The organism is Larkinella soli (genome assembly GCF_003703975.1).
Lineage (GTDB): Bacteria > Bacteroidota > Bacteroidia > Cytophagales > Spirosomataceae > Larkinella > Larkinella soli.
Genome location: NZ_QTJY01000004.1, coordinates 233965 through 253970 on the forward strand (window position 1 = coordinate 233965; position 20006 = coordinate 253970).

Annotated in this window: 18 protein-coding genes and 1 tRNA gene; 11 read left to right on the top strand and 8 right to left on the bottom strand. The window is 54.6% G+C overall.

Translation table 11 applies throughout. The annotated features are described in order from the left end of the window. Positions 1-2 precede the first annotated feature (2 nt). From ftsY to rpmG, 3 genes are all read right to left on the bottom strand, one after another. Positions 3-962, bottom strand: a complete 960-nt coding sequence (ftsY, locus tag DX909_RS12685; RefSeq protein ID WP_128545552.1) for a signal recognition particle-docking protein FtsY — start codon at positions 960-962, stop codon at positions 3-5. A 126-nt stretch (positions 963-1088) separates the two neighbouring features. Continuing rightward, a complete protein-coding gene (locus tag DX909_RS12690; protein ID WP_128545553.1) occupies positions 1089-1244 on the bottom strand; it encodes a DUF4295 domain-containing protein in 156 nt (51 codons plus the stop codon). 9 nt (positions 1245-1253) lie between these two features. Further along, on the bottom strand, positions 1254-1436 hold the full coding sequence (gene rpmG / locus DX909_RS12695; RefSeq protein WP_128545554.1) for a 50S ribosomal protein L33: 183 nt from the start codon (positions 1434-1436) through the stop codon (positions 1254-1256). Between the two features lie 172 nt (positions 1437-1608). Between rpmG and DX909_RS12700 the strand changes: the two genes are divergently transcribed. After that, complete coding sequence (locus tag DX909_RS12700; RefSeq protein ID WP_128545555.1) at positions 1609-2850, top strand: NADH-quinone oxidoreductase subunit D; 1242 nt, start codon at positions 1609-1611, stop codon at positions 2848-2850. Between the two features lie 7 nt (positions 2851-2857). Here DX909_RS12700 and hpt read toward each other — a convergent pair whose 3' ends face one another. Continuing rightward, positions 2858-3388: a hypoxanthine phosphoribosyltransferase gene (gene hpt, locus DX909_RS12705; protein WP_128545556.1), complete on the bottom strand. Its 531-nt coding sequence runs from the start codon at positions 3386-3388 to the stop codon at positions 2858-2860. A 122-nt stretch (positions 3389-3510) separates the two neighbouring features. On the opposite strand from hpt, the gene DX909_RS12710 reads away from it, so the two are divergent. Further along, entirely contained in the window at positions 3511-4731 is a 1221-nt protein-coding gene (locus DX909_RS12710) for a tetratricopeptide repeat protein (protein WP_128545557.1), read from the top strand. A 104-nt stretch (positions 4732-4835) separates the two neighbouring features. Here the strand turns inward: DX909_RS12710 and DX909_RS12715 are convergent, their stop codons facing one another. After that, entirely contained in the window at positions 4836-5306 is a 471-nt protein-coding gene (locus tag DX909_RS12715) for an Lrp/AsnC family transcriptional regulator (RefSeq protein ID WP_128545558.1), read from the bottom strand. 449 nt (positions 5307-5755) lie between these two features. Here DX909_RS12715 and DX909_RS12720 point away from each other — a divergent pair, with 449 nt between their 5' ends. Beyond that, on the top strand, positions 5756-7297 hold the full coding sequence (locus DX909_RS12720; protein ID WP_128545559.1) for a glycoside hydrolase family 10-like protein: 1542 nt from the start codon (positions 5756-5758) through the stop codon (positions 7295-7297). A gap of 6 nt (positions 7298-7303) precedes the next feature. Here the strand turns inward: DX909_RS12720 and DX909_RS12725 are convergent, their stop codons facing one another. The 3 genes from DX909_RS12725 to DX909_RS12735 all read right to left on the bottom strand — a co-directional run bounded on the left by DX909_RS12725 (position 7304) and on the right by DX909_RS12735 (position 11118). Next, positions 7304-8542 (bottom strand): 4-hydroxy-3-methylbut-2-enyl diphosphate reductase, encoded by a 1239-nt coding sequence (locus DX909_RS12725; RefSeq protein WP_128545560.1) that lies wholly within the window; start codon positions 8540-8542, stop codon positions 7304-7306. Positions 8543-8702: 160 nt separating this feature from the next. Further along, entirely contained in the window at positions 8703-10229 is a 1527-nt protein-coding gene (locus tag DX909_RS12730; protein ID WP_128545561.1) for a GH3 auxin-responsive promoter family protein, read from the bottom strand. 43 nt (positions 10230-10272) lie between these two features. After that, positions 10273-11118 carry a glycerophosphodiester phosphodiesterase family protein gene (locus DX909_RS12735; RefSeq protein WP_229311032.1) on the bottom strand — a complete coding sequence of 282 codons (846 nt, stop codon included), beginning with the start codon at positions 11116-11118 and terminating at the stop codon, positions 10273-10275. A 129-nt stretch (positions 11119-11247) separates the two neighbouring features. On the opposite strand from DX909_RS12735, the gene DX909_RS12740 reads away from it, so the two are divergent. The 8 genes from DX909_RS12740 (at position 11248) to DX909_RS12775 (ending at position 19977) form a co-directional block, all read left to right on the top strand. After that, positions 11248-13689, top strand: a complete 2442-nt coding sequence (locus tag DX909_RS12740; RefSeq protein ID WP_128545563.1) for a penicillin acylase family protein — start codon at positions 11248-11250, stop codon at positions 13687-13689. Beyond that, positions 13686-14033, top strand: a complete 348-nt coding sequence (locus DX909_RS12745; RefSeq protein WP_128545564.1) for a hypothetical protein — start codon at positions 13686-13688, stop codon at positions 14031-14033. Before DX909_RS12740 ends, DX909_RS12745 begins: the two co-directional genes overlap by 4 nt. 59 nt (positions 14034-14092) lie before the next feature. Continuing rightward, positions 14093-14689, top strand: coding sequence for an OmpH/Skp family outer membrane protein (locus tag DX909_RS12750; protein WP_128545565.1), 597 nt, complete (start codon positions 14093-14095; stop codon positions 14687-14689). 366 nt (positions 14690-15055) lie between these two features. Further along, a complete protein-coding gene (smpB, locus tag DX909_RS12755; RefSeq protein ID WP_128545566.1) occupies positions 15056-15514 on the top strand; it encodes an SsrA-binding protein SmpB in 459 nt (152 codons plus the stop codon). A 129-nt stretch (positions 15515-15643) separates the two neighbouring features. Then, positions 15644-16156, top strand: a complete 513-nt coding sequence (locus DX909_RS12760; protein WP_128545567.1) for an HNH endonuclease — start codon at positions 15644-15646, stop codon at positions 16154-16156. Positions 16157-16399: 243 nt separating this feature from the next. Next, complete coding sequence (rpsA, locus tag DX909_RS12765; RefSeq protein WP_128545568.1) at positions 16400-18187, top strand: 30S ribosomal protein S1; 1788 nt, start codon at positions 16400-16402, stop codon at positions 18185-18187. 161 nt (positions 18188-18348) lie between these two features. Beyond that, positions 18349-18419, top strand: a tRNA-Cys gene (locus DX909_RS12770). Between the two features lie 262 nt (positions 18420-18681). After that, on the top strand, positions 18682-19977 hold the full coding sequence (locus tag DX909_RS12775) for a c-type cytochrome (RefSeq protein WP_128545569.1): 1296 nt from the start codon (positions 18682-18684) through the stop codon (positions 19975-19977). Positions 19978-20006: the final 29 nt, after the last annotated feature.

Genomic DNA, 20006 nt, shown 5'->3' on the forward strand with positions numbered 1-20006 from the left:
GTTCAGACTTTCTTAAAAAACGAGTCGACGAACTCCATTTTGTTGAAGGTTTGCAGATCTTCGATCTTTTCGCCGACGCCGATGTATTTGACCGGTATTTTGAACTGGTCCGAAATGCCGATGACGACGCCCCCTTTGGCGGTTCCGTCGAGCTTGGTGATCGCCAGGGCCGTCACGTCGGTGGCTTTCGTGAATTCGGTGGCCTGGATGAAGGCGTTCTGGCCCGTCGATCCGTCGAGCACCAGCAGCACTTCATGCGGAGCGTCCGCCATGAACTTCTGCATCACGCGCTTGATCTTCGACAGCTCGTTCATCAGGTTCACCTTCGTATGCAAACGTCCGGCGGTATCGATGATGACCACGTCGGCGTTCATGTCGACGGCCTTTTTGATGGCGTCGAAGGCGACGGCTGAGGGGTCGGTGTTCATGCCGTGGTCGATGACCGGTACGCCCACGCGCTGGCCCCAGAGCTTTAGCTGGTCGACGGCGGCCGCCCGGAACGTGTCGCCGGCCCCCAGCACGACCTGGAGGCCGCGTTTGTGGAACTGGGCCGCCAGCTTCCCGATGGTTGTGGTTTTGCCCACGCCGTTGACGCCGACCACCATGATCACATACGGTTTTTTGTCGGCCGGCAGGGAGAAATCGTCGTCGAGATCGACCGATTTGTTTTCGGCCAGGAGGGAGGCAATTTCTTCGCGGAGGATACGGTCGAGTTCGTCGGTGCCGACGTATTTTTCACGGGCGACGCGGGCTTCGATCCGGCGGATGATCTTGACGGTGGTTTCAACGCCCACGTCGGAGGAGATCAGCACTTCTTCCAGTTCGTCGAGCACCTCCTCATCGACCGTCGACTTTCCGACCACGGCCCGGCTGAGTTTCGAGAAGAAGCTATCCTTCGACTTTTCCAGCCCTTTATCCAGCGACTCTTTCTTATCCTTGGAGAAGAAATCAAACAGACCCATGTGTGTGCTATAAAATGGTAAACGCCCGGTATGGAGGAATTCGGCGTTTAAGTTCTCAAACAAATATAAAAACAAAAAAGTCCCTCGCCGGGACTTTCTGTATAATGCTTCGAATGGAAGAACGGATCAGCTCTTCAGAGCCGCCTGGACTTCTTCCAGCGGGACCATTTCTTCACGGAAGGTATAAGCGCCCGTTTTCGGTGACTTCACGGCTTTGATGATCTTCGCGAAGTTCTTGCCGCTACCTTCTTTCTTCAGGGTTGCAACTACTTTCTTTGCCATGACGCTTAATTACTTAATTTCTTTGTGAACGGTTACACGCTTTAAAAACGGATTGTACTTTTTCAGTTCCATCCGGCTCGGAGTATTCTTACGGTTCTTCGTCGTGATATACCGTGACATGCCCGGTACATTCGAGTCTTTCTGCTCCGTACACTCCAGAATTACCTGAATTCTATTGCCTTTCTTAGCCATTTCGGTACGTATTTTCTCAAACAGGAACGCAAAGGTAGGAAAATGCGAAAACAAGCGCAAAAGTTTTCCTTAAAAAGTAATGATTTGTAGCCGGTTATAGTTCTGTTTCGGAGAGAACTTTGACTTTTGGTTTCAGAGTCTGACTTTTGACCGGGAATTATAGTAAAAAAAAATGACCGAGCGACTTACGACTGTCCAGTACGAATACCAGCCCGGCGTTTTCCAGGCGTCGGAGCCGAACAAATATACGCTCGACACGCTGGCCCCCGGCGAGATGATCCTGAACATGGGGCCGCAGCACCCGTCCACTCACGGCGTGCTGCGCTTCGAGGTGGTCACCGACGGCGAGGTGGTGGTCGACGTGGTGCCGCACCTGGGCTACCTGCATCGCTGCTTCGAAAAACACGCTGAATCGCTGCCGTATAACCAGACCATCCCGTTCGTCGACCGGCTCGACTACATGGGCGCCATGAATAACGAACACGTTTTCTGCATGGGCGTGGAACGGATGCTGGGCATCGACCAGGACCTGCTGACGCGGCCCGACGGCCGGCGCGTCGAATACATCCGGGTGCTGGTGGCCGAACTGAACCGGCTGGCGTCGCACTTCGTGGCACTGGGCACGTATGCCCTGGACATCGGGGCCTACACGCCCTTCCTCTGGATGATGCGCGACCGCGAGCACCTCCAGCGCCTGCTCGAATGGGTGAGCGGAGCCCGGATGCTCTATAACTACATCTGGATCGGCGGTCTGTATTACGACCTGCCCGTCGGGTTCGAGGAACGCTGCGGGGAATTTTTGAAGTATTTGAAACCTAAGCTGCTGGAGCTTCAGCAACTGGTGATCGACAACAAGATTTTCGTTCAGCGGACCGCCAATGTGGGCGTGCTTCCGCTGCCGGTGGCGATCAGTTACGGCTGCACGGGGCCGATGCTGCGCGGATCCGGCCTGCGCTACGACCTGCGCCGGATCGATAACTACTCGGTGTATCCGGAGCTGGAGTTCGACGTGCCGATCGGGGAGGGAAAGATGGGTACCCTCGGCGACTGCTGGGACCGCAGTTACGTGCGGGTGCAGGAGTGCTGGGAGTCCGTCCGGATCGCCGAGCAGTGTCTGACGCAGCTCACCGGCGATCTCAAACGCACCCGCGACTTCGATCCGCAGGCCCTCGTGCCGAAGAAAATCCGCCCGAAGGCGCAGGAATTTTACATCCGGGGCGAAATTCCGAAGGGCGAACTGGGCTTCTTCTTCCGGGCCGACGGGCGTTCCGACGTGCCGTTCCGCTGCCGGGCGCGTTCCTGTTCGTATCACAACCTCTCGGTGATCGGGGAAATCTCGAAAGGCGCGATGATCGCGGATCTGGTGGCCATTATCGGTTCGATCGACGTGGTGATGGGGGAGGTGGACCGCTGAGACCGGCTTACTCCTGCAGTACGAAAACCTCCTTCGTATTGCGCCCGAATCCGTCATAATCCAGCCCGTAGCCTACGACAAACCGGTTTTCGATCGAGAATCCGACGTAATCGGGCGAAAGGTCGGCTTGCAGCGCATCCGGTTTGAAGAGCAACGTAGCGACGGCGATGCTGGCGGGTTGCCGGTCGCCGAGTTGCCGGCAAACCCTCTGGAGCGTCAGGCCGGTATCGACGATGTCTTCGATCAGGATAAGATCCTGGCCCTCCAGCGGTTCGTGCAGGCCCAGGATTTCCCGAATCACTCCGGTAGAAGCGGTCTGATGATAGGAGCTGACGCGTATAAAGGTAACCCGGCAGGCGATGGTGAGCTGTTTCATCAGCTCGGCCGCAAAAATGAAAGCGCCGTTCAGCACGACTACCAGCAGCGGTTCCCGATCCTTATAATCCTGATTGATCTGTTCGGCCAGTTGGGTAATGCGGTTTTCAAGCGTGGCCTGGGTGATAAACGGAACGAAGGTTTTGTCTTTGATCGTCAGCATACGGGCGGTTGTGCACAAAAACCAAAGTTACGGCATCCGGCGGCTTGGTAAAAACTTTCCGTCAGGTAAACTTGAATTTCAAAAACTTCGTTGATAGGAGGTAATCGAAGTATCGCGAAAAAATGAAAAAAGCCATCTTTGGTCTGCTGGTTCTTCTGTCCGCTTTTTCAGCGCGGGCGCAGGTGTATTCGCTGGCCGAATTTGATAAGAAATACGACATGCTTCTGAAGCATCCGGGCGTCCAGATCGAGTCGGCGGAGGCTATCAATAACTTGTATAATTACAAATTTTACGAGGCCGACAAGGAGTTCAAATGGCTCCGGCTGCGCTACCCTGACCACCCCATGCCGTACTTCCTGATGGGACTGGCCGAGTGGTGGAAAATCGTGCCGAACACCGAGGTGACCGACTACGACGACAAATGCCTGGCGTACCTGGATACCGCCATCACCAAAGCGGAGAAGCTCTACGATGAAAAGGATAACAAAGTCGAGCCGGCTTTTTTTCTGGCGGCTGCCTACGGCTTTAAAGGGCGTCTTTACTCCGAGCGAAAGAAATGGGCCAAGGCTACGCTGGCCGGGAAGAACGCGCTCAAATACTTTGATAAGTGCAAAGGCTACGGCGACCTCACCCCCGAACTTCTGTTCGGCGACGGGCTGTATAACTTCTACGCCCAGTGGATTCCGAAGAACTACCCGGCGCTGAAACCCATCCTGATGTTTTTCCCGAAAGGGAACAAGACGCTGGGCATTCAGCAACTGGAGAAAACCGCCAACAATGCATTCTATACCCGCACGGAGGCCCGGTATTTCCTGCTGCAGATATACAGCATGGAGAACCAGTATGATAAAGCCTATGACCTGGCGAAGTATATGTGGCAGCAATACCCGGACAACCCGTATTTCGAGCGGTATTATGCCCGATCGGCCTTCGTCCGGGGCAGCATGACCGAGGCCGAAACGGCTTCTAAAAACATCCTTAGCAAGATCGAACGGGGGATGGACGGCTACGAAGCGGTCGGCGGACGAACGGCGGCCTATATCCTGGCCTACATCAACTACAATTACCGCCGGGATCTGCCCCAGGCCAGGCAGTTTTATCAGAAATCGATCGATTTCGCCAAACAAACGGGCTCGTTCGATGCGGGCTATTACTGGGCGTCGGTGCTGAGTCTGGGGAAGATCGCCACGGCGGAGAAGAACTACGACGAGGCCCAGATTCATTTCAAGGAAGTGCTGGATAAGGCCGATAAAAAATCGAGCCAGTATAAAGAGGCCAAAGACGCGCTCCAGGAGTTGAAAAAGAGCCGGAGAGACGAACGGCGGAAGGCCAGACGGGCCTGAGCAGTAACAAAAAACGGTTCGCCGTTGCGATAGACTGCCGGTTTTGGCCGGCTTCTGCCGCAAGGACGAACCGTTTTTTGTTACCGGTATTAACCGGGCCGGTTTCAGGGAATCGGAAGTACTTTGCTTTCCTTGAAGGTCGACAGGATCACCATCGTCTGGGTGCTGGCTACCTCCTCGATCTCGTTGATTTTTTCCAGCATCAGCACCTGATACGACGAGATATCCCTGGCGATGACCTTCAGCAGAAAATCACCGGAACCCGTGATGTGATGGCATTCGATAATCTCCGGAATCTCGCGGACCGCATTGACGAATGACTCGGTTACCTGCTTTTTGTGTCCGACGAGCGTCACCTGAACGAAGGTGGTAACTCCCAGGCCGACGCGCTCGCGGTTCAGTTGCGCATGGTAACTCTGAATGATGCCTGAGGTTTCTAATTTCTTTACGCGTTCAAGTGTTGGGGCGGGTGAGAGGCCGATTTCCTTCGACAACTGGGCGTTGGTGATCTTGGCGTTTGTCTGAAGAATCTCTAACACTTTCCGATCGATCTGATCGAGTTTGGTTCCTGACATGATAGTAATAAACTTAATCCAACCATAAGGAGATGGCACAAAACTAAGACACAATCAATTAATCTTCTAAAAGAATATGGATTAATTACTAAAAAATAGAATAATGATTGGTTTTGTGGCCCAAATCTGGGTTCAAAATTACAGGAAACAATAGTTATACCAAATCGTATTGCACACTATAGGGCATTGTTTTTCAGACAGCCTCCAAATAAAATTCGGATATTGGTTGTCATTAAAAAATCTTTTTGGTCAGGAAGGCCGAAATTTTATCAAAAATCTTCCCGGTTCCGGCCCGATACTGCCTGCGGCATAACGGAAAACGGTTACAAAGCCGACCCTGCCCGGGGTTGCCTTAGTCCAATGCAATAAATCCGGGGCCGGTAAAGTTTGATCGATGAGACGGTTGTTCCGTATCTTTGGAAATACTAATCTCGATCCATCCGTTTTCAATGCGTTTTCTTTGCCGGGCTATTTTGGCCGTTCTTTTGTCGTGGTGCCTGGGGAATTTTGGGACCGTCGCCCAGAAGCCGCCTAAACGTGAATTTCGGGCCGTCTGGATCGCCACGGTCGACAACATCGACTGGCCCAGTCTGAAGGGAATGCCGGCCGACAGCCAGCGCGTCGAATTCGTTAAAATTCTGGACCAGCACCAGCGGGCCGGGATCAACGCCGTGGTCGTGCAGATCCGGGCGGCCGCCGACGCCTTCTACGCCAAAGGCTCCGAGCCGTGGTCCGAGTGGCTGACGGGCCGGCAGGGCGTGGCGCCGATGCCTTTCTACGACCCGCTGGAGTTCATGATCAAGGAAACCCACGACCGCGGCATGGAATTTCATGCGTGGTTCAACCTCGACCGGGCCACCTTCAGCCGGATCGCTTCCGTTGCCCCCGACCATATCAGTGCGCGCCGTCCGGACTGGATGCTGCTTTACGGCGGCCGCAAACTCTTCAACCTCGGTCTGCCCGAAGTCCGGAATTACATTACCGGGATCGTGACGAACATCGTCCGGAACTATGACGTAGACGGGATTCACTTCGACGATTATTTCTATCCCTACGGAATTGCCGGACAGGTCGTACGCGACGATGCCACCTACAAAACCTATTATAACGGCATGAACCGCGACAACTGGCGACGCGATAACGTCGACCGGCTGATTCTCCAGCTTCGGGATTCGATTCAGGCCATCAAGCCGTACGTGAAGTTCGGAGTCAGTCCGTTCGGGGTTTGGAAAAACCGCAGCCAGGACCCGGAGGGCTCACCCACGACCGGCGGTCTGACGTCCTACTTCGATCTGTACGCCGATACACGGAAATGGATTCGGGAAGGCTGGATCGATTATATCGCCCCGCAGGTCTATTTTAGTACGGATTTCGTGAAAGTGCCGTACCGTGGCCTGGTCGACTGGTGGATCAAAAACGGCTTCAACCGACACCTCTACATCGGGCAGGGCGCCTTTCGGATCGGCCGCCCGACCTCGCGCGACCAGGCCTGGGGTGACCCCGTCGAAATGCCGACGCAACTGCGCTACAACCGGCAGTATCCGCAGATCCACGGCAGCATTTTCTTCAGCTCCAAATCACTGACCAGCAACCTGAACGGTGTTCGGGATTCATTGCTGACGGATTTCTACCGGTATCCGGCCCTGATCCCGCCCATGCCCTGGAAAGATCCGGAACCGCCCCTGGCCCCAAAAGACCTGAAAGCCACCGCTTCGCCCGAGGGTGTCGAGCTGTTCTGGCAGGAACCTGCCCCGGCTCCCGACGGGGATCGGGCGAATTACTACGTGGTTTATCGGTTCGACCGGAAAGGGAAAGTCGACCTGGATGACCCAAGGCACATTCTGGCCATCTGCGTGGGAGAACATACAACCCGTTTCGTCGACCGGACGGCCGAGAAAGACCGGCGGTATGCCTATGTGGTCACGTCCGTGGACCGGCTGCACAACGAAAGCGCCCCGACGGAAGTGACGGTGCGTGTTCCGGAACAGTAACCGGTATCAGGCATAGGTCTGTTCGATGGCGTCCATCACCTCTTCCACCGTTCGGGTATTTTCAAAGAAGGAGACGATTTTCATCAGAATGCCTTCCACGACCGCGTCCGGGCAGGAGGCCCCGCAGGTCAGCAGGATGGTCACGGGTTGACGGCCGGGCAGGAAGTTTTCCGTCACCACCTCCTGTTTTGTCTGAAGGTCAAAATGCCGGATCAGCTCACGGGAAAGAATTTTCTGCTCGGTTTCGATAAAATAGGTCGGCAGTTTTTCTTCGCAAAGCTCCACAAGGTGCGAGGTATTCGAACTGTTGTATCCGCCGGCCACCAGGGCAAAATCGGCCGGATGATCCAGCAGGGCGTAGGTTGAATCCTGATTGTCGTTGGTCGCGTAGCAGAGCGTATCGCGGGTATTGGCGAAGCGGCTGTCCACCTCCTCGGGCAGCAGGTTGTACTGCCGGATCATCACCTGCTTCAGATAATCGGCAATCCCCTGGGTATCGGAAGCCAGCATGGTGGTCTGGTTAACGACGCCGATGCGCTGAAGGTCGGTTTCCGGACTGAAGCCCTCCGAGAATTGCCCTTTAAATTCTTCATAGAACCATTCGGTCGGGGACTCGCCGGTAAGGTAGGTAGCCAGCCGTCGGGCCTGGGCCATATCTTTAACGATAACGGTCGGGGCCGATTCCTTGCTGTGAGAGAACGTCGCCCGGGTTTCTTCGTGCGACGGCTTTCCGTGGACGACCACCGTATAATTCTTCTGACCGATCTGGTGCGCCTTGTTCCAGACTTTTTCGACAAATGGGCAGGTCGTATCGTATTGCTCGATACCGACGCCGATCCCGGCCAGCTTGCGCTGGGTTTCCAGGGTGGTTCCGAACGCCGGAATGACCACGACATCGTCCGGCCCGATCTGTTCCCAGGGAATCAGCTGACGACCGGAGGTTTCCATGATGAACTGCACGCCCCGGTCCTGAAGGTCCCGGTTGACGTCCGGGTTATGAATCATTTCACTGAGCAGGAAGATGCGCTTGCCGGGGTTTTCGGCAATGGCCTTGTAGGCAATCTCGATAGCGTTCTCGACACCGTAACAGAAGCCGAAGTGCCGGGCAATGAAGAAACGAACCGGACCGAAATCCAGCACCGTGGGCGTAAAGTCCCGCTTGAGTTTATCGCGCTTCCGCCGAAACTCCTTCAAGGGGCTGATAATGCGGCTACGGTAGTATTCCGGAATATTGAAAGACTTCATGCTGAGACGTTTAGTGTCGATGCCGGGAAGTAGGCCAAAGACCGGCCGGCTACTCCTGCCCGGTCTGTTTCGCGGATCGGAACGGTTTCGGGCTTCAAAAATAGACAGGGTTTACCGGAAGAACAACGGAGTGAAACGCTTCGTTCGACGGGCCGAAAACTCAGGAGTGGGTAGCCATTCGGTCGAGCAGATCGTCCAGGTATTGCCGGTCATTGCTCAGCCGGGGCACCTTGTGCTGCCCACCGAGCTTGCCCCGGGTTTTCATCCACTCGTAGAATGTTCCACGAGGAACAGCATGAACGAGGGGCGGTTGCAGCACCATGTCATTGTATCGCTTGGCGTCGTAGTCGGAATTTACCTGCCGCAGCGTCTGATCCAGGATGGCGCAGAATGTATCGAAGTGATCCGGCTCGCTGGAGAACTCGATGATCCACTCATGACGGCCGTGGGTGTCGTTGTTTATATAAACCGGCCCGGCGGTATAATCGCTGACCCGGGCGCCGGTGACTTCACAGGCTTTGGTAATGGCGGTTTCGGCATTCTCCACAATGACCTCCTCGCCGAAGGCATTGATAAAATGCTTCGTCCGGCCGCTGACCTTCAGACGGTAAGGATTGAGCGAGGTAAACCGGACCGTATCGCCCACCCGATACCGCCACAAACCGGCGTTGGTGGAGATCACCAGCGCGTAGTTCTTATTCAGTTCCACTTCCCCGATAGTCAGCGCTTTCGGATGCGGGTTGTCGGCCTCCTCGACGGGCACAAACTCGTAGAAAATACCGTAATCGAGCATTACCAGCATTTCGCCTACCCGGCTCAGGTCGTCCTGAATGGCGAAAAAGCCTTCCGAGGCATTGTAGGTTTCAAGGTAGGAAATGCCGGAGGACGGAAAAATCTGATGGGAGAATAAATCCCGGTAAGGCTGAAAAGCGACCGCGCCATGGATGAACACCTCGAAGTTCGGCCACACTTCCAGAATATTGCGCTTTCCGGTGATTCCCAGCACTTTTTCCAGCAGAACCAGCGTCCAGGTCGGAACGCCCAGAATACTGGTAACATTCTCGCGGGCGGTAATTTCGGCCATGCGGTCGATCTTGTCCTCCCATTTGCTCATCAGCGCCACATCGATGGGCGGGGTCCGGATATACTGTGCCCAGGACGGTAGGTTTTTCATGACCACCGCCGAGACGTCGCCGGCAAAACCCTGCCTGCTGTGCGGATTGTCGTGCAGGCTGCCGCCGATGGACAGACCCTTGCCCTCGAATACTCTGGTTTCCGGCCGGTTGGCGACAAACAGCGCCATCAGGTCCTTTCCGCCCTTAAAGTGGCATTCGTCCAGCGCTTCCTGTGAAACCGGAATGAATTTACTGCGGGCGTTGGTGGTGCCGGACGATTTCGAGAACCAGTGAATGGTGGAGGGCCAGAGGAGTTTCTGTTCTCCCCGCATCACCCGCTCGATATAGGGATAAAGGTCTTCGTAAGACGAAATCGGTACGCGTTCCTGATAGTCCCGGACGGACCGGATGGAATCGTAATGGTGAGAACGGCCCCATTCCGTGGCCCGGCCTTTCCGGATCAGATGGGTAAAGATGCCCTGCTGCACCTCGCCGGGGCGCTTCATCACGGCCTCGATGCGGGGCATACGTCGCATTAACAGCCATTTTAAAGTCGTGTTCAGCAGGGTCATAGCATTGCGTATTCTACGTCAAACTTAACGAAATCTGGTGTACTTACAAGTATTTGGCCCGGTCGGGATAATCCGTAATGAGTCCGTCAACGCCCCAGTCCCTGAGTCGTTTCATCCGGCCGGGATCGTTCACCGTCCAGGGAATCACTTTCATCCCTTTTTCATGGAGATGCCGTATGGTTCCTTTTCCCAGTAACCGATGGTACGGGCTGTAGATGTCTGGTGTAAATCCCAGGCGTTTCAGATGAGAATCGACGCTTTTCAGGTCGAGCACCAGAGCCGATAGCCTTACCTTGCGGTAGTGACCCTGATCGATCCGCTCCTTCCAGTATTTCAACACGTTAAAGTCGAAACTCTGCATAATAACCCGTTCGGGAGGAAGTTGTTCGCTGACGACCCGGTAAACGAGTTCGGAGAATTCTGCCGGTTCGGGTTGAGAAATTCCGTATTGATCCGGCTCACTCTTGATCTCGATGTTATAGGAAAAAGCCGGCAGGTTCTTTTCCACCCGGTAGGCTTCCATTTGGGTGATTACTTCCCGAAGCAATGGTTTGACGGTTTTTAGTTTCTGCTGCTCCGGGTAAGCGGCATGGTTCCTCGACCCGCAATCGTATTGCCGGATCTGCTCGTAAGTCATCCGATACAGGTTCAGTTGAGCCTGAATTTTTTTATCGACCGGTTGGCCGTCGGGCGTCAGGCAGAATACGGCGCTGATGTACGGATCATGGGAAACCACCACCTGTCTGTCTTTGCTGACGACCACGTCGAGTTCCAGGGTCGTCACCCCCGAATCGAGCGCTTTCAAAAAAGCCGGGATGGAATTTTCAGGCATCAATCCCCGGCAGCCCCGGTGCCCCTGGAGGTCAAACGGCTCTGACTGATAAGGCATTATGGCTGTCCAAAGAAGGTAGATGAAGAACGGCATGAACGCAGGGCATTGGTAGCAGGACGGGGTCTGGTATAAAAGTAAGATTAATTTCTATTTTTGGGCCACTAACCGGTCGATCCACCTAACTTTATGAGACGATTGAAAGCCCTTCTGTTTGGGGCAGTTACCATCGCACTCACCATTGCCTTGAATCGGCAATGGGGCAGTGTTCCCGCCTTCGGCCGGTTGCTGAGTCCGTTCGAAGGCTTCTGGCAAAACGCCGAAAAACCGGGGATGGAACCGGAGCAGACACTGTCGATTCCGGGAGCCAGGGAGGAAATCGTCGTTCGGTACGACGAACTCGGTGTTCCGCATATTTTCGCCCGCAACGATTATGACGTTTATTTCGCCCAGGGCTATGTAACGGCCCGCGATCGTCTGTGGCAGATGGAATTTCAGACCCATGCCGCGGCCGGCCGCATCTCCGAACTCATCGGTGACCGCGCCCTTGAACTGGACCGGTATAATCGTCGGCTGGGCATGGTTTACGGGGCCGAGCAGACGCTGCGGGGCATGATGGCCGACCCGGTTTCCCGCGAAGTGGTGGAGGCCTATACCGCCGGCATCAACGCCTGGATCAACCGGTTAAGGCCGTCAACGTATCCGCTGGAGTATAAGCTATTGGGCTATTCACCCGAACCCTGGACCCCGCTGAAAGTGGCGCTGCTTCTGAAGCAGATGACCCAGACGCTGGCCGCCGGAGCCGACGATCTGCTGATGACGAACGTGCTGCAAAAGCTGGGTCCGGCGGTGACGGCCAACCTCTTTCCCGATTATCCCTTCCGTGAAGACCCGATCATTCCGGCCGGAACGAAGTGGGATTTCAGCCCGGCAACCATTCCTCTCCCTCCGCCGTTGAACGGCCCCGACAGCCTGCTGAGCCTGCACTGGCCGGGCCACGATCACGGCGTCGGCAGTAACAACTGGGCGGTCGGCGGGCAGAAAACCGCCGGCGGTTACCCGATCCTGGCGAACGATCCGCATCTGAATCTGACGCTGCCGTCGATCTGGTACCAGATTCAGCTGGTCAGCCCGACCATGAACGTATACGGTGTATCGCTGCCCGGATCACCGGCGGTCATCATCGGCTTTAACAGGGACGTGGCCTGGGGCGTCACCAACGTCGGCGCCGACGTGCTGGACTTCTATAAAATCCGGTTTCGCGACGGGCGGAGAACCGAATACCTCCACGGAAACCAGTGGAAACCGGTGCGTCGCCGGGTAGAGGTCATCAGGGTGAAGGGAAAGCCGGACGTGGTGGATACGGTGCTGTATACGCATCATGGACCGATAGTTTACCGGCCCGACGAAAAGCCCTTCCGGAACAACATCCCGGTCGGGTATGCCGCCCGCTGGGTAGCTCATGAGGTAGACAACACCCTGAAAACGTTCCATATTCTAAACCGGGCCGTCACGTATGACGACTATGTGAAGGCGCTGGCTTTTTATTCGGCTCCGGCGCAGAATTTCGTTTTTGCCAATGCTCGGAAAGATATTGCCATTTCGCCCAACGGTCGCTTTCCGCTGAAATGGCGGGATCAGGGTAAGTTTTTGCTCGACGGAACCAACCCTGCTCACGACTGGCAGGGATGGGTTCCGGCCGACCAGAATCCCCGGGTAAAAAACCCGCCCCGGGGGTTCGTCAGCTCGGCCAACCAGTCTCCGACCGACCCGGGTTATCCCTATTACCTCAACTGGGAGTTCGAATCGCCGGAACGGGCCATGCGGATCAACCAGACACTGGCGGCCATGCAACGGGCCACGGTCGACAGCATACGCCGGCTTCAGAACGACGTCTACAATCTTCGGGCGGCCCGGTTTCTGCCGGTCTTGCTACCCCGGGTTCGGAGAAACGGCTTCACGGCCGTACAGGCGCAGGCGCTGACCACGCTTTCGCGCTGGAACTATCAGAACGATACGGCTTCCGTCGGTGCAACGATTTTCGGGGAATGGATCGACTTCCTGGACGATGCCATCTGGCAGGACGAACTGAGCGATCCTTCCCGTCCGCTGCGGCATCCCAACATAAGCCGGACCTTACAGTTGCTGACGGAAGAACCGGCATCCGTCTGGTTTGACAACGTCCGGACGCCCGACCGGAAGGAAACCATCGACGACATAGTGACCGGTAGCTTCAGGGCCGCGGTCGATTCGCTGGCCGCTAGGTACGGTCCGGTGGGAGCGCGCTGGCACTGGGCAAGCCATAAGGGAACCGGCATCCGGCACCTGATTCCGGGCCTGGACGCCTTCAGCCGGCTGAACGTGCAGATCGGCGGAGGGCCGAACATCGTCAATGCCGCCGGTCGACGGGCCGGACCCTCCTGGCGGATGGTGGTCCAGACCGGCCCGGCGGTGCGGGCCTACGGGGTCTATCCCGGCGGGCAGTCGGGCAATCCCGGCAGTCCCTACTATATGAACATGATCGACACCTGGCGGAAGGGAGAATTGTATGAGTTGCTGTACCTGAAATCCGCAGCCGACTCGCATCCCCGCCTGAAATCCACCCTCAAACTGACGCCCGAGACAAAATGATTCCGTTTCTTATGATTGCGCTTCTCAGTGCGATCGCACAGCTTTTTCTGCCCTGGTGGGTAATTGCGGTGGTGGCTTTTACCGTCTGCTTCTGGCGGAAACCATCCGGCGGACGGGCCTTTCTGAGCGGCTTTCTCGGCATCGGCCTCGTCTGGCTTCTCTATGCACTGCTGATCCATCTCCGGACCGACGGCCTTCTGACGGCCCGCATGGCCGAGCTGCTTTTCAAGAGCTCAAGCCCGGCTTTACTGTTGCTGGTTACCTTGCTGATCGGGGGTCTTGTCGGCGGTTTTGCCGGAGTAGCGGGAAGCGGAATGCGGCAGGTTTTCTCAACAAATTCGTAAAACCTGAAACGTAAATTGTAACTTTGTAAAATCTTTAATCCATTAATTAACTGTTTCTTGTGAAAAACGCATCGTTGATTTTAAACGCCGTTCTGGCGGTTGCCGTAGCTGTTTTGTACTACCTGCACTTTTCTGAGAAGAAAAATCCTGAACCCGTTGCCGCCGTTACCACCCCGGCTGCGCCTGCCCGCAAGATGGTTTTTGTCAATGTCGACTCCCTGCTGACCAAATATGAATATTTCAAGGATACCCGCAAAGTACTGGAAAGTAAACGATATCAGCTGGACAACGAACTGAATAACAAAGGCCGTTCCCTCCAGAACGAGGTGGCTTTCTTCCAGCAGCGCGCCCAGACGATGACGCTGGAACAGGCCCGGGCGACGGAAGCCTCCCTGCAGAAAAAACAGCAGGATCTGGTAGCCTATCGGGATCGCGTCGTTCAGCAACTGGCCGAGGAGGAGCAGAAAAAGAACGAAGAACTGTACAACCAGATTCAGGACTATCTCCGCAAGGTGAACAAGCAGAATAAATACGATTTTGTGCTGGGCTATACCAAAGGCGGAGGAATTCTCTTTGCCGACGGCTCGCTGGATGCCACCCGGCAGATCATCGAAGGGCTGAACAAGGAGTACACACAGAAACAAACGAAGAAATAAGGGCTTTTTCGGCTCCTGTTAAAGCTTTCTCCGCCCTCGGGGAAGGCTTTTTATTTTCCGACCTGTCCCGGTCGGATGGTTCCTGTCAGTACGGCACAATAATTGTTTAGATATACAAGGGTGACCTTATTCTGGAGTAAGCCGGTATGTGCGGAAGAATCTGAGGCTGTGGTTCGTCCGTATAGCCTGCCTGATCGATCGGTATGGTGAAATGCCGGCTTCTCCAGTTTTATCTCTTTTTGTCCGTTGATGATTCGATCTGAACCCCGAAGGGCCCTTCGGGGTTTTCTGTTCACAAATTGGTAATTTTACGCCCAAACCTACCGGTGGGCCGGGCGTATCGGCTCATCATTGTCGAAACAGAATATGGCGGACAAGGCAATTGCAAAACAGGTCGACATCAAAAACCGTCGGGCCTCGTTTGAATACTTTTTTCTGGAAACCTACACGGCCGGGATCATGCTGACCGGCACCGAGATAAAATCCGTCCGGCAGGGAAAGGTCAATCTGGGCGACGCGTATTGTCTGTTCATGGGCGACGAATTGTACGTCCGGCAGATGCACATCTCGCAGTATACCGAAGGAACCTACAACAACCACGAACCCCTGCGCGACCGGAAGCTTCTGCTGCAGAAACGGGAGCTGAAGCGGCTGGTTTCGAAGCTGACCGACCAGGGACTGACGATCATCCCGACACGGCTGTTCATCAACGACCGCGGTTTTGCCAAGCTGGACATCGCGCTGGCCAAAGGGAAGAAGCTGTACGATAAGCGGGAAACCATTAAGGAAAGGGACGTTTCGCGGGAAATGAGCCGGGAGCAATAAGGCACCGAAAAGCCCGGAAGCCGTTCGCTTTCAGATTTGTAAAAAAATAAAACAACTTGGCCGGGACGTATCGTTTTTATAATGAATTATAGTTAACTTGCTTAAAAAGAGAGGAGCCAGACAAGCATTATGGGCAGGAAAGTACTGGTGCTTAATCAAGACTATAGCGCATTGAGCATCTGTTCCGTACCGAAAGCGTTCTTGTTAGTCTACCTGAACAAAGCGGAACTCGTTGCTGAATCTCAGACCTACGTTCTACGCACCGTGGACGATGAATATCCGTCTCCTACCGTTATCCGCCTTCACCGTTATGTCCACCTGCCCTACAAGGGCGTCATGCTGAACCGTCAGAACATCTTCAAACGGGACGGCAATCGCTGCCAGTACTGCGGAACCCACGATGATCTGACGCTCGACCATGTTCTTCCGAAGTCGCGGGGCGGAAAGACGAACTGGGACAATCTGGTGACGGCCTGCAAGCGCTGCAATTCCAAAAAAGGCGATCTGACCCCGGAAGAATCCGGAATGAAGCTCCATCAGAAACCCTTCAAACCGTCCTTCCTGGTGTTTCTGCGGGATTTCTCCGGATCGGTGGAGGAGAGCTGGATGCCCTTCCTGGCGAAGCGTGAAAAGGCCTACTGATCATCCCTGACATTTCTGAATAAAAAAACCGGAAAGGCCGGATCGGAGCGGACAGGCTTCGGCCCGGTCTTTCTGCCTTTATTGTCAGGTAATTCTCGCATTTTTAATCGATTTCAAACTTTTTTTTCAAAAAGATTACTATTTTTGCACCTCCTTTTTTGGAGGACTGTTTCCAAATACGAACTAAAATTCAGCCAGGAAGGCCCGGGGGCTGATGTAACAATGGGCCACAACCAAAATTTTATGAGCAAAACGCAAACACTGCCGGCTTTTGATTGGGACAAGGCAGACAACCGGGGTTTCGGTAGCGGCTATTCAGCGGAAGAAAGAAACCGCCTGGCTGAGCTGTACGACAATACCCTGGCGCAGGTAAACGAAAAAGAAGTAGTTACTGGAACCGTCGTCGGCATTACCGACCGGGAAGTTATTCTGAACATCGGTTTTAAATCAGACGGCCTTGTGCCGGCGTCGGAGTTTCGCGATCTGCCGGATCTGAAAATTGGCGATGAAGTAGAAGTATACGTAGAAAATCAGGAGGATCCCAACGGTCAGCTGGTGCTGTCGCGCAAGAAAGCCAAAGTCATCACGGCCTGGCAGAAAATCCAGCGCGCCCTCGACGAAGACCTCGTTATCGAAGGTTTCGTGAAGCGCCGGACCAAAGGGGGTCTGATTGTCGATATTTATAGCATTGAAGCCTTCCTGCCCGGGTCGCAGATCGACGTGAAGCCGATCCGTGACTTCGACGTGTTCGTCGGCAAAAAGATGGAAGTGAAAGTGGTGAAAATCAACTACGCCAACGATAACGTAGTCGTTTCTCACAAAGTCCTGATCGAGAAAGATCTCGAAGCACAGCGTCAGCAGATCCTGAACAACCTCGAAAAAGGTCAGGTGCTGGAAGGTGTGATCAAAAACATGACCAACTTCGGGGTGTTCATCGACCTCGGTGGTGTCGATGGTCTGCTGCACATCACGGACATCTCGTGGGGCCGCATCAGCCATCCGTCCGAACTGCTGCACCTCGACCAGAAAGTCAACGTCGTGGTTCTCGACTTCGACGAAGACAAGAAGCGGATCTCCCTCGGCATGAAGCAGCTCCAGGCTCACCCCTGGGATTCACTGCCGCAGGACATTCAGGTCGGTTCGAAAGTTCGTGGCCGGATCGTCAATGTTGCCGACTACGGTGCGTTCCTTGAAATCATGCCGGGTGTCGAAGGGCTAATCCACGTTTCCGAAATGTCGTGGTCACAGCACCTGCGGAATCCTCAGGATTTCCTGAAAGTGGGCGACGAAGTGGAAGCCGTCGTGTTGACGCTCGACCGCAACGACCGCAAGATGTCGCTGGGTATCAAACAACTGACGGCCGATCCCTGGTCGCGGGCCGAACTGACGACGAAATACGCCGTCGGCACCCGTCACAAAGGCATCGTCCGGAACCTGACCAACTTCGGTCTGTTCCTGGAACTGGAAGAAGGCATCGACGGTCTGGTACACGTCTCCGACCTGTCGTGGACGAAGAAAATCAAGCATCCGTCCGACTTCATCAAGGTAGGTGAAGAACTGGAAGTCGTCGTGCTGGAACTGGACGTGGAAAACCGTCGTCTGGCGCTGGGTCATAAGCAACTGGAAGAAAACCCCTGGGATACGTTCGAAAGCGTTTTCACGCCGGGTTCCGTTCATCGCTGCACGATCCTGTCGAAAAACGACAAGGTGGCTACGCTCGAACTGCCGTACGGCATCGAAGGCTTCGCTTCCCTGAAGCAGCTGCAGAAGGAAGACGGTTCCTGGGCAGAAGTCGGCGAAACGCTCGACTTCAAAGTGCTCGAGTTCTCGAAAGAAGAGAAGCGCATCATGCTGTCGCACAACAAAACGTGGCAGGAGAAAGGTGAAGAGAGAAAGCCTGAGAAGAAACAGGCCGCTCCGAAGCCCGCTGCCGCCGGCAAAGAGCCGGAGCGTGGCGCTACCCTCGGCGACTTGGATGCCCTGGCTGCATTGAAAGAGCAAATGGAAGGCCGCGCCCAGAAAGGCGAATAAGGCAAATTTTTAAGGAGACGTGCCGCCGACAATGAATTTTATATTAAGTTTGCGGCACGTTTCCGAGAAGTTTAAGGGTTGAGGGGTTCGAGAGTCGAGGGGGTCAGGTTACGAAGGCCGGCTCTCCAAACTCAAACTCCTCAACCCTCAAACCAAGTAACGGTCCTGTGGCCGAGTGGCTAGGCAGAGGTCTGCAAAACCTTTTACAGCGGTTCGAATCCGCTCGGGACCTCCGGGTCACTTTCGACCTTTACGGTTTTATACCTATATATATAATGCCATCTGCATGGGGTCTGAATCGCCCGGCAGATGGCATTATTTTTTAAACAATTCGTGATGAACAGCCGGTTTTGAGAAGGGCAGAAAACGGGTAGAAAAACAGGTAATTAGAAGAAGTATAAATAAAAAAGCCTGTCAAAATATCAAACCGCAAGTGTTTGATTAAAACCGTTCCTGTACTACTTTTGTGTGTTAATGGAAAATAATTAGTAGGTATGCATACTGATTCTCATAGTTTCTCATTGATTAACAAGTACTTGCGAAGATCGAGCCGTGCATGGCTAATTGTACTGGCAGTTCTTTTTAACGGCTTTCTGGCCCATGCTCAGGATGCGGCAGCTCCGGCTGCAGGAGGAGCTGCCGGCGGTGATGCAGCAAAAGGTAAAGAGTTGTATACCAGCTATTGTCAGCAGTGTCACGCCGTCACGGAGGAACAGGTAGTCGGTCCGGGTCTGAAAGGAATTCTGCAACGTCGGGACGAAGCCTGGCTGATCAAATGGATCAAAAATCCCCAGGCCGTTATTTCGAGTGGCGACCCTTATGCGGTTGCCCTGTATAACAAGTTTCAGCCGATCGTCATGCAGAGTTTTCCGAATTTGTCGGACGACGACATTCGGTCCATTCTGGCCTATGTAGAAGAAACCGGTAAGCCCGCGGCCGCACCGACCCAGCAGGGCGGACAGGTAGCCAACGGGCCGGCTCAGGGCGGTGGTGCGACGGCTGAAAGCCCGTCCGGACTGTTCACGGCCGTACTGGCGGGTCTTCTGGTCGTCATGCTGCTGGTTCTGGGCGTTCTGCTGGTTCTGGTGACCATCCTGTCGAAGGCGGTAAGCCCGACGGCTGGCACCGACGCACCGGCAACTCCTTTCATGCAGCGCCTGGGGGCCAATCTCAAAGCGGCCGCCGGTAACAGCACACTCCGCTCGATCGTCCTCTGGCTGTTCGTCTTCATCGTTACCAAACAGACCATCGACGGCCTGTACAGTGTCGGTATTTCACAGGGATATGCTCCCAAGCAGCCGATCGCCTACTCGCACAAGCTTCACGCCGGTCAATACCAGATCAACTGTGCGTATTGCCATACGGGAGTTTATAAAGGGAAGTCGGCAACCATTCCTTCGGCTAATATCTGTATGAACTGCCACGGGGTGATCAAGAAAGAGTCTCCGGAAATTCAAAAGATTTATAAAGCCATTGAGGAAGATCGCCCTATCGAATGGGTTCGTGTACATAACCTGCCTGATCTGGCTTACTTCAACCACGCGCAGCATACCAACGTTGGTCAGGTCAATTGCCAGACCTGCCATGGTCAGATCGAGAAGATGGAAGTGGTAGAGCAGCGCTCGTCACTGACGATGGGCTGGTGTATCGACTGCCACCGGAAGACCGAAGTTGCTACGAAGGACAATGCTTATTACGACAAGCTGGTGGCCCTTCACAGAAAAGAAAGCAAGCAACCGTTGCGTGTAGCAAATATCGGTGGTCTGGAATGCTCTAAATGCCACTATTAATCACGTTGAACCCATTAAACAGTTGAACG